General features: G+C 74.1%; 12 protein-coding genes. 8 read left to right on the forward strand and 4 right to left on the reverse strand.

Annotated features, from left to right (window positions below):
• Position 1: 1 nt before the first annotated feature.
• Positions 2–229, reverse strand: a complete 228-nt coding sequence (locus AB0P35_RS30165) for a ferredoxin family protein (protein WP_095874349.1) — start codon at positions 227–229, stop codon at positions 2–4.
• 12 nt (positions 230–241) lie between these two features.
• Positions 242–994, reverse strand: coding sequence for a GntR family transcriptional regulator (locus tag AB0P35_RS30170; protein ID WP_095874350.1), 753 nt, complete (start codon positions 992–994; stop codon positions 242–244).
• A 250-nt stretch (positions 995–1244) separates the two neighbouring features.
• Between AB0P35_RS30170 and AB0P35_RS30175 the strand changes: the two genes are divergently transcribed.
• The gene (locus AB0P35_RS30175; RefSeq protein WP_363517002.1) at positions 1245–1628 is read left to right on the forward strand and encodes a VOC family protein; all 384 of its coding nucleotides are present in this window, start codon (positions 1245–1247) and stop codon (positions 1626–1628) included.
• Positions 1629–2000: 372 nt separating this feature from the next.
• Positions 2001–2765: a DUF1906 domain-containing protein gene (locus tag AB0P35_RS30180; RefSeq protein ID WP_363517005.1), complete on the forward strand. Its 765-nt coding sequence runs from the start codon at positions 2001–2003 to the stop codon at positions 2763–2765.
• A gap of 12 nt (positions 2766–2777) precedes the next feature.
• Here AB0P35_RS30180 and AB0P35_RS30185 read toward each other — a convergent pair whose 3' ends face one another.
• Complete coding sequence (locus AB0P35_RS30185) at positions 2778–3494, reverse strand: MOSC N-terminal beta barrel domain-containing protein (protein WP_363516981.1); 717 nt, start codon at positions 3492–3494, stop codon at positions 2778–2780.
• Positions 3495–3547: 53 nt separating this feature from the next.
• Positions 3548–4288: a cyclase family protein gene (locus tag AB0P35_RS30190; RefSeq protein WP_363516984.1), complete on the reverse strand. Its 741-nt coding sequence runs from the start codon at positions 4286–4288 to the stop codon at positions 3548–3550.
• A gap of 113 nt (positions 4289–4401) precedes the next feature.
• Between AB0P35_RS30190 and AB0P35_RS30195 the strand changes: the two genes are divergently transcribed.
• From AB0P35_RS30195 to AB0P35_RS30220, 6 genes are all read left to right on the forward strand, one after another.
• Positions 4402–5043, forward strand: a complete 642-nt coding sequence (locus AB0P35_RS30195) for a UbiX family flavin prenyltransferase (RefSeq protein WP_095874354.1) — start codon at positions 4402–4404, stop codon at positions 5041–5043.
• Positions 5044–5162: 119 nt separating this feature from the next.
• Complete coding sequence (locus AB0P35_RS30200) at positions 5163–5624, forward strand: Lrp/AsnC family transcriptional regulator (RefSeq protein WP_095874355.1); 462 nt, start codon at positions 5163–5165, stop codon at positions 5622–5624.
• Between the two features lie 27 nt (positions 5625–5651).
• Positions 5652–6614 carry a threonine/serine dehydratase gene (locus AB0P35_RS30205; protein ID WP_363516988.1) on the forward strand — a complete coding sequence of 321 codons (963 nt, stop codon included), beginning with the start codon at positions 5652–5654 and terminating at the stop codon, positions 6612–6614.
• Between the two features lie 123 nt (positions 6615–6737).
• Positions 6738–7901 (forward strand): aminofutalosine synthase MqnE, encoded by a 1164-nt coding sequence (gene mqnE, locus AB0P35_RS30210; protein WP_363516991.1) that lies wholly within the window; start codon positions 6738–6740, stop codon positions 7899–7901.
• Positions 7902–8137: 236 nt separating this feature from the next.
• Entirely contained in the window at positions 8138–9070 is a 933-nt protein-coding gene (locus AB0P35_RS30215) for a hypothetical protein (RefSeq protein WP_363516994.1), read from the forward strand.
• A gap of 105 nt (positions 9071–9175) precedes the next feature.
• A complete protein-coding gene (locus AB0P35_RS30220) occupies positions 9176–10120 on the forward strand; it encodes a beta-ketoacyl-ACP synthase III (protein WP_095874359.1) in 945 nt (314 codons plus the stop codon).
• Positions 10121–10261 lie beyond the last annotated feature (141 nt).

A 10261-nucleotide genomic window follows, 5' to 3' on the forward strand; every position in this document is an offset into this window, starting at 1 on the left:
CTCAGCGCAGCAGGTAGGGCATGTTGACGGTGACGGCCCCGGTGGGGCAGCGGGCGGCGCACGGGCCGCAGTACCAGCACTCGTCGACGTGCATGTAGGCCTTGCGGGTGTCCGGGTCGATCGCCAGCGAGTCCAGCGGGCACATCTCGACGCAGAGCGTGCAGCCGTCGATGCAGAGCGAGGGGTCGACGGTCACGGGCACGTCGGAGCGGTGGTCGGCGAGCGCCATCGGGCGGTCTCCCTACGGGGTGTCGCGCAGCAGCCGGCCCTGCATGGTGATCCGGTCGCCGCGGAAGCGGACGTATTCGAGGTCGACGGGCCGCCCGTCGGCGAGCGTGGTGAGCCGCTCCAGCATCAGCAGGGCGGCGCCGCGCGGGACTTCCAGGACGCTCGCGGAGTGCGCGTCGGCGCTGACGGCCTCCAGGGTGATGTCGGCGCTGCCGAGCGGCTGCCCGGCGGCCTCCTCGATCAGCCGGAAGACGTCGGTGTGCGCCAGGTCGGCGGCGTCCAGGCCGGCGCCGAGGTCGGGCGCCAGGTAGGTCAGGTCGAGCGAGAGCGGCAGCCCGTTCAGCCGGCGCAGCCGCTCGACGTAGACGACGTCGGCGCCGTCCGGCAGGCCGAGCCGGCGGGCGACCGGGCCGGGCGCGCGGACCGGCCCGAAGGCGCGGACCTCGTTGACCACCTCGCCGTGCTCGTGCAGCGTCTCGGCGAGACCCTGGAGCCGGTTCAGGCCGTGCGGCACCTTGTCGGCGACCACCAGCGTCCCCGAGCCCGGTACCCGGCGCACCAGGCCCTCGCCGCGCAGCAGGTCCAGCGCCTCCCGGACGGTGTTCCGGGACTCGCCGAACTCCTCGGCCAGCCGCTCCTCGTGGGGCAGCGCACCGGCGGCGAACACGCCGGCCAGCACCTGGCGGCGCAGCACGTCCGCGACCTGCCGGGCACGGTCGGCGCGCAGCCGCCGCACCGCGGGGCGGACGCTGTTCTCGCTGGTCATCGCGGCTGCTCCGGGGTCGGGTGAGGGGTGGGGACGGGGTCGGCCACGACCATAGGGCCGCGGCGATGGCGGCCGGGTTGCCGCAGCATTACGCCACCTGACGGCCCGTCGGGGGCGGCCGCGACCTGCGGCGACGGTGCCGCGCACGGGTGAACTGCCACCGCGCGCCGCGCGCTCCGGGCGCCGCGGCCCGGAGCGAGGGATCATGGAAGGGCGGCAGGAGCCCCGCTACCCCGAGGAGTGGTCACCGATGATCGGCAAGCTGCAGTGCGTCGTCCTGGACTGCCACTACCCGGCCGGGCTGGCCCACTTCTACGCGGCCGTGCTGGGCGGCGAGATCGACCGTCCCGACCCGCGCTGGTCGCTGGACGCCGAGTGGTCGACCGTCCACACCCCGGACGGCATGGTGCTGGGCTTCCAGCGGGTCGACGACTTCCGTCCGCCGATGTGGCCGGACCCGGCCCACCCGCAGCAACTCCACCTGGACATCGACGTCGAGGACCTCGACGCCGCCGAGGAGAAGGTGGTGGCGCTCGGCGCGGTGCTGAAGGCCGCCGAGTCCGGCTGGCGGGTGTACGTGGACCCGGCCGGCCACCCGTTCTGCCTGGTCGGCCCGGGCGGCGACGCGGCCTGACCGGGGGCCGGTGCGCGGCCCCGCGGCGGCGGGTGATAGGTGTTCGTACCGCCTGTCGTCCGCCTGGGAGGGGTTCGCGTGCCGAAGGGCCGATTCTCGCGCCGCCGTACCGTCGTACTGTCCGTCACCGCCGCGGCGGTGCTGGCCGGTGCGGCGCTGACCGCCCACGCGGACGTCTTCGGACCGGGCGAGGGCGCCCCGCCGGCCGCCGAGGCCCCGCCGGCCGCGGAGAGCAGCGCGCCCGGCACCGACCCCGAGCCCTCCGCCTCCGCGGCCGGGACGGGCGGCGGCAGCACCGGTCCGTCCGCCCCGGCGTCGTCCGCCGCCGCCTCGCCCTCCACGACCGCCTCGCCCACCGCCCCCGCGTCCGCTCTGCCGGAACTGGGCTCGCCCGCGGTCGCCGCCGGCGGCGGGATCAGCAACCAGCCGGTCTTCACCGGCCTCGCCTTCGACACCTGCACCGCCCCGGCGCTGTCGGCGATGAACGCCTGGCGCACCGCGTCGCCCTACGGCGCGGCCGCCGTCTACATCGGCGGCAGGAACCGCGGCTGCGCCCAGCCGCAGCTGACCTCCTCCTGGGTCGCCTCGGTGACGGCCTCCGGCTGGCGGCTGATCCCGCTGTACGTCGGCGCGCAGCCGCCGTGCCAGACCGGCAGCAGCCCGGAGAAGCTCACCGCGGGGACGGCGGTCTCCCTCGGTACGGCGGACGGCGCCGACGCCGCCACCAAGGCCGGGGCGCTCGGGATGAAGCCCGGCAGCACGCTCTACCTGGACGTGGAGGCCTACAACGCGGCCGACACGGCCTGCGCGGCCGCGGTCCTCGCGTACACGCAGTCGTTCGACCGGGCGGTGCGGGCCCGCGGCTACCAGCCCGGCTTCTACGGCTTCGCGGGCTCCAGTGCCGCAGGCATCGCCAAGGCGGCCGCGGAGGGTGCCCCGGACCTGCCGGTCGCGCTCTGGTACGCCAAGTACGACGGCGTCGAGGACACCACGAGCAGCTTTCCCTTCGCCGCCGACCTGTTCACCGGCCACCGCCGCGGCCACCAGTACCGGATCAACCAGAAGGAGACCTACGGCGGGGTCACCCTGACGGTGGACCGCAACGCCTGGGACGCGCCGGTCGCCCTCGTCGGCTGAGCCGCCGGGCCGCTACCCGGCCGGGAGGACCAGCGGGTCGCCGACCCGCAGCCGGCCGGCGGCGGCCACCGTGGCCAGGGCGTCCAGCCGGGTGTCGTGGCCGCGGGCGATCGCCCGGAGGATGTCCGGGGAGTGCGGCAGGCCCGGCTGGGCCGCCCCGACCATCGCGCAGCGCTCGCTGGCGCGGACGAAGGCGAGGCGCACCCCATGGCCGAACCGGCCCTCGCGGCCGAACCAGGTGTCCTCGGTGAACGGCGGGGTGCCCGGCGGGGTGCGCAGCAGGATGTTGGGCCGGAACCGCCGCTCGTCGACGACGGCGGTCGGGACCTCGGCCCGCACCCAGTCCAGGGTGGCGGTGGTGAGCACCGAGACCGGCAGCTGGTCGAAGTGCGAGACGGCGTCCTCGCGGGCCAGCGCGACGTCCTCGCGCTCCAGGTAGGCGCGGAGGAAGGCGTCCGGGTCCTCGACCGGGCTGCCCAGCGGGTCGAGGAGTTCGGGGCCGTCGAGCCGGTGGCCGAGCCGGGAGGTCAGCCGCAGCAGGCCGTCCATCCGCCGGAAGCGCCGGGTGTTCTTGCCGGAGCCGAACCGGCCGGAGCCGTCCCGGACGGTGTAGAGCCGGTCGCCGGCCAGTCCGCGCAGGTCCACCTCGACCGCGTCGAGGAGTTCGCCGCCGGTGGACTTCACCGGGTAGCGCCAGATGCGCTCCACGACACCGGAGATCTCTGCCATGGCGGGAGCCTATCCGGCGGCCCCGATGGTGGTCTAGACCTATTGGCGGTCCGTCAGCCCACCCGCGCCACCGCCCGCACCGGCGCGCCGTCCGCAGCCGCCAGCCGCAGCGGGAACAGCGACACCTCCACCGCCGCCCCCGCCTCCCGGGCCGCCAGCAGCGGGGTCAGATCGGTGAGGTTCTCGGCGATCACCCCGCCGCCGGGCCGGCCCAGCAGCACCCGGTGCGCCGCCAGCGTGGGCTCCTCCCCGGCCGGGTCGTGCTCGTCCGCCAGCTCCGCCAGCAGCGCCGCCACCGCCGGGTCGGCCGGGCCCGGGTCCGGCGTCCGGTCCACCGAGAGGGCGTCCACCCCGACGGTCCGCACCCCCGCCGCCACGATCGCCTCCGCGGCCTCCCGGGACAGGTACGGGTGCGCCAGGTAGTGCTCGCTGCCCCAGTGCCGCGGCCAGCCGGTGGCCAGCAGCAGCACCGCGCCGGGCGCGCACTCGGCCAGCGCCGGGGCGAGCTGATCCGCCGTCACCGCGCTGCGCGGGGCCATCCCGCGCAGGTCCGCGACCACCGCGGGCCCCGTGAACAGCTCCAGCGGCAGCCCGTCCAGCGTCGGCCAGGTGACGTCCACGTGGTACGGGGCGTCCACGTGCGTCCCGGCCTGCGAACCCAGATGCAGCGCCAGCACGTTGACCCCGGCGGTGTCCGTGGTGAGGGCGGGCCGCAGCTCCACCTCCGGGTCCCCCGGGTAGACCGGCATGCCGGTGGTGAGCGGATGGGTGAGGTCGATCAGCGTCGGCGCCATGCCGTCCATCCTGCCCCGCCCGGCCCGCCCGCCGCAGCGGTGTCGGGACAGCGGCCCGCCCCGGCGGACCGGGGCCCGGCACGGTCCGAGAGCGAGGGCCTAGGGTCGGGGGCATGAACGATTCGCAGGTGCGCAGGCCGTGGGTGGTGGGGGTGTCCGGCGCGTCCGGGACGCCGTACGCGGCGTCCGTGATCCGGGCGCTGCTCGCGGCGGGCGAGACGGTCGACCTGGTGGTCTCCCGGGCCGCCCGGCTGACCATCCTGGACGAGACCGGCATCTCCTACCGCGACGCCCACTGGCGCGAGGACCTGGCCCGCTGGATCGGCACCGACGACCTGGACGGCGTCCGCCACTGGGCGGCCGGCGACTTCGCGGCCGGCCCGTCCTCCGGCTCCTACCCGGCCAAGGGCATGCTGGTCGTCCCCGCGACCACCGGCGCGGTGGCCGGCATCGCACTCGGACTCAGCAAGGACCTGCTCCAGCGGGCCGCCGCCGTCACCCTCAAGGAGCGCCGCCCGCTGGTGGTCTGTCTGCGCGAGACACCCCTCGATGGGGTGACGTTGAAGCACCTGGTCGAGCTGGACGCGCAGGGCGCCGTGGTGCTGCCCGCTTCGCCGGGCTTCTACGCGGGCGGCTCCACCGCCCGCGAACTGGTCGACTTCGTGGCCGGCCGGGTGCTCGACGCGGTCGGTGTGCCGCACACGCTCTACCGCCGCTGGGAGGGCGAACTGGGCGCTGCGGCCAAGGCAGAGTGAGACGGTGCGGATCGGGAGAGTATGTTCTTTGCGATATCCGGGTTGATCGGCGCACGCCGCCTTCGAATCCGGATGGTTATCTCGGGTCCGGTGAGGTTCGGAAGGGCGCTGGCAGGTATATGGACACAGTGGACAGACAGCTCATCCAGGCACTGCGGGAGAACGGCCGCGCCTCGTACGCGGAGCTCGGCCGGTTGGTCGGCCTGTCCGGTCCGAGCGTGACCGACCGCATCAACCGTCTGGAGCAGGCCGGGGTGATCACCGGCTACCGCGCCACCGTCAACCCGGCCTCGCTGGGCTTCGGCGTGACCGCCCTGATCGGCCTTCAGCTGACCGACGCCGCCGACCACGAGGACGTGGCCCACCGCCTCAAGGACCTTCCCGAGGTGGAGGACTGCTGGTTCATCGCCGGTGACGACTCGTACATGCTCAAGGTGCGCGTCCCGGACGTGGAGGGGCTGGAATCGGTCGTCAAGCGGATCTCCGGCACGAAAGGCGTGGCCCGCACCCGTACGACCGTCGTACTGTCCACCAAGTGGGAGAGCCGGGTCAGCGACCTGCCGCTGGACACCGGCGAGTGACCCGCCGGACGACGAGGGAGTGACGGGATGACGCTGGTCGGACTGGAGGAGCTGCGCGCCGCGCAGCAGCGGATCGCCGGGGTCGCGGTACGCACCCCGCTGCTGCCCTGCCCGTGGGCGGCGGACGGCGAACGCCGGCTCTGGCTCAAGCCGGAGAACCTCCAGCCGACCGGCGCCTTCAAGATCCGCGGCGCCTACAACCGGCTCGCCGCGATGACGGACGAGGAGCGCGCCCGCGGCGTGGTCGCCCAGTCCAGCGGCAACCACGCGCAGGCGGTCGCCTACGCCGCCGGGCTGCTCGGCATCAAGGCCGTCATCGTGATGCCCGACACCTCGCCGCAGGTCAAGGTCGAGAACACCCGGGCGTTCGGCGCCGAGGTCGTCCTGGTGCCCCCGGGCGAGCGCGACACGCTGCCCGCCGAACTGGTCGAGAAGCACGGCTACGTCTGGGTCCCCCCGTACGACGACCGGCACATCATCGCCGGCCAGGGCACCGTCGGTCTGGAGATCGCCGAGGACGCCCCCGACGAGCTGGACACCGTGCTGGTGCCGGTCAGCGGCGGCGGCCTGGTCTCCGGCACCGCCGCCGCGCTCAAGCTCGCCTGCCCCGGCGTGCGGATCGTCGGCGTGGAGCCCGAGCTCGCCGCCGACGCGCAGGCCAGCCTGCGGGCCGGCGAACACCTCAGCTGGCCGGTCGCCGACACCTACCGCACCATCGCCGACGGACTGCGCACCCCCTCGGTCGGCCGGCTGCCCTTCCAGCACCTGCAGGCCTACGTCGACGACATCGTCACCGTCACCGAGGACGAGATCCGCGACACCGTCGCCCTGCTGGCCCGCCGCGGCCGGCTGGTCGCCGAGCCGTCCGGCGCGGTCGCCCCCGCCGCCTGGTTCCACCGGGCCTCCGAGGTCGGCGGCCGGGTCGCCGCGGCCGTGGTCAGCGGAGGCAACCTGGACCCGGCGCTCCTCGCCGAGCTGCTGGCGCGCTGACGCCGGAACCGGGGCCCGCGCCGCGCCGCAGGCTTCCCGCGCCCCTGTGGCCGGGCCCCGCATACCGAGGCGTAGGCTCGGTTCCGGCATTGTTTCGGCAGGTACGAGAGGCGGGGTCACCGCATGGACGCAGGGCTCAAGCGCGAGCTGGAGGCGAAGGTCTACGCGGGCGAGCGGCTGACCCGCGAGGACGGCATCGCGCTCTACGAGAGCGACGACCTCGCCTGGCTGGGCGGCCTCGCGCACCACGTGCGGACGCAGAAGAACGGCGACGTCGTCCACTTCAACGTCAACCGCCACCTCAACATGACCAACGTGTGCAGCGCCTCCTGCGCCTACTGCTCGTTCCAGCGCAAGCCGGGCGAGAAGGACGCGTACACCATGCGCATCGAGGAGGCCGTCCGCCTGGCCAAGGCCATGGAGGTCGACTCCCTGACCGAGCTGCACATCGTCAACGGCCTGCACCCGACCCTGCCCTGGCGCTACTATCCGCGCTCGCTGCGCGAGCTGAAGGCGGCGCTGCCGAACGTCTCGCTGAAGGCCTTCACCGCCACCGAGATCCACTGGTTCGAGAAGATCAGCGGCCTGTCCGCCTCCGAGATCCTCGACGAGCTGATCGACGCCGGCCTGGAGTCCCTCACCGGCGGCGGCGCGGAGATCTTCGACTGGGAGGTCCGCCAGCACATCGTCGACCACGCCACCCACTGGGAGGACTGGTCGCGGATCCACCGCCTGGCGCACGAGAAGGGCCTCAAGACCCCGTGCACCATGCTGTACGGCCACATCGAGGAGCCCCGCCACCGGGTCGACCACGTGCTGCGGCTGCGCGAGCTGCAGGACGAGACCGGCGGCTTCCAGGTCTTCATCCCGCTGCGCTACCAGCACGACTTCCACGACTCCAAGGACGGCGTCGTCCGCAACCGGCTGATGGACCGCACCGAGATGGCCACCGGCGCCGAGGCGCTGAAGACCTTCGCGGTCTCCCGGCTGCTCTTCGACAACGTCCGGCACGTCAAGGTGTTCTGGGTCATGCACGGTGTCACCACCGCGCAGCTGGCGCTCAGCCACGGCGCCGACGACATGGACGGCTCGGTCGTCGAGTACAAGATCACCCACGACGCGGACAACTTCGGCACGCCGAACAAGCTCGGCCGTGACGACCTGCTCGACCTGATCCGCGACGCGGGCTTCCGCCCGGTCGAGCGGAACACCCGCTACGAGGTCATCCGCGAGTACGACGGCCCGGACCTGACGCGCCGCGAGACCCCGCAGGCCATGCGCCTCTGACCTCCTGTCGGCCTGCTGGGCCGGGACAGGCCGCCGCACCGGGGCCCGTCGGCACCTCGCCGACGGGCCCCGGCGCGTGTCCGGCACGCGCACGCCCCGGTCGCGCCAACACCCCTGCACGGCACGCCGGATCGGCCCCGCCCACACCCCTGCCACCCCGCGGACCGCGTATGCTCACAGGCTCACCACACGGCCCGGGTTTCACCTCAGCCCGGGACTTTGGGAGGATCGTCCCCATGTCCGGTTCCCATCGCGCCACCACCCAGCACCGTCCGGCCGACGTGCCGGGCCCCCGCAGCAGTGCGGACGGCCAGGGGCCACGGCCGCGCGGACACCGGCGCAAGGCCAAGCAGCGCCGCGGCGGCAAGGCCCTGATGGGCGGCACGGCGGTCCTGCTCGCCGCGGCCGCGGGCTGGTTCACCGTCGGCCAGGGCCGGGGCGTCCCCTCGTTCGCCAGCGCCGGCGCCCCGGAGCGCCCCGAGGCGGACGTGACGCACGCCGACATCGCCCCGCTGTCGGCCGGCGGCCACACCGAGGGCCCGGCCGCCGCGGACCGCTCCGACCGCAACGACGGCGCGGTGGCGGTCATCCCGGGCCTCGGCCCGTCCTTCCTCGCCAAGATCCCCGCCGAGACCAACCAGGTCGTGGTCGCCTCCGGCAAGGGCGCGGACTCCGCGGACACCACCGTCACGCTCTGGACGCGCACCCCGGACGGCCGCTGGAAGCCCGGCCAGGCATGGGCCGCCCACAACGGCTACAAGGGCTGGTCCGCGCAGAAGCGCTCCGGCGACCTGCACAGCCCGATCGGCGTCTTCGGCCTCACCGACGCCGGCGGCCGCGAGGCCGACCCGGGAAGCAAGCTGCCCTACGACAAGGACCCGGGCTTCGTGGTCGGCGGCAAGGGCTTCAACGGCGAGCCGCTGGCCGGCTCCTTCGACTACGTGGTGGCGATCAACTACAACCGGGTCGCCGGCCGGTCCCCGCTGGACACCGCCGCGCCCGAGGGCAAGGCCAAGGGCGGCGGGGTCTGGCTGCACGTCGACCACGGCGGCCCCACCCACGCCTGCATCTCGCTGCCCGAGGCGAACATGATCGAACTGATCCGCGCCCTCGACCCGGCGGCCCACCCCGTGATCGCGATGGGCGACGCAGCCGCGCTGGCCACCTGACCCGTGCGGTTTGCGGGGAGTTGTCACCCTTCTACAGCCAAACTCCCCGGATACTGTTCCGGTGCGTCACCGGGCGACTCATCGGTAACCCGGTTGAGTTGATGTATGACCGCCTCCCGCATCGTGGCGCTCGGCCACTACCAGCCGCCCAAGGTCCTCACCAACGACGACCTGGCGAAGCTGGTCGACACCGACGACGAGTGGATCCGCTCCAGGGTGGGCATCCGCACCAGGCACATCGCGGTCGACGAGACCCTCGTCGACCTCGCCGCCGAAGCGGCCCAGAAGGCGCTCGCCGCGAGCGGACGCCAGGCCCACGAGATCGACCTCGTGGTGGTCGCCACCTGCACCGCGATCGAGCGCAGCCCCAACACCGCCGCCGCGGTCGCCGCCCGGCTCGGCATCACCGCCCCGGCGGCCTACGACATCAACACCGTCTGCTCCGGCTTCTCCTACGCGCTGGCCACCGCCGACCACGCGCTCCGGGCCGGCGCGGCCACCCGGGCCCTGGTGATCGGCGCCGAGCGGATGTCCGACACCATCGACTGGACGGACCGCTCCACCTGCGTGATCTTCGGTGACGGGGCCGGAGCGGCCGTCGTCGAGGCCGTCCCCGACGAGCAGTCGGGCATCGGCCCGGTGGTCTGGGGCTCGGAGCCCGAGAAGGGCGACGCGGTGGTCATCACCGGCTGGGACCCGACCATCAGCCAGCAGGGCCAGGCGGTGTTCCGCTGGGCCACCACCCGGATCGCCCCGCTCGCCCGCGAGACCTGCCGCAAGGCCGGGCTGGACCCGTCCGAGCTGCGCGGCTTCGTCGCCCACCAGGCCAATCTGCGGATCATCGACGCGATCGCGGCCAAGCTCGGCGCCGCCCCGGACGCGGTGATCGCCCGCGACGTGGTGGACTCCGGCAACACCTCCGCCGCCTCGATCCCGCTCGCCCTCAGCAAGCTGGTCGAGCGAGGGGAGCTCCGCTCCGGCGACCCGGTGCTGCTGTTCGGCTTCGGCGGTGGGCTCGCCTACGCCGGCCAGGTGGTGCGCTGCCCGTAGCGCGGGCGCGAGAACACGCAGTGGGGCGCCGGAATCCGTGCGCGGGGATCCGCACGTTGGCATCGGCCATGAGGGCGGGCTCCTTCCACTCGATTACCAAGGTGGAGGTGTTCGGGACGGCGCCCGGCATGTTGGCCACGC

It is taken from the genome of Kitasatospora sp. NPDC085879 (assembly GCF_040686255.1).
Classification (GTDB): Bacteria; Actinomycetota; Actinomycetes; order Streptomycetales; family Streptomycetaceae; genus Kitasatospora.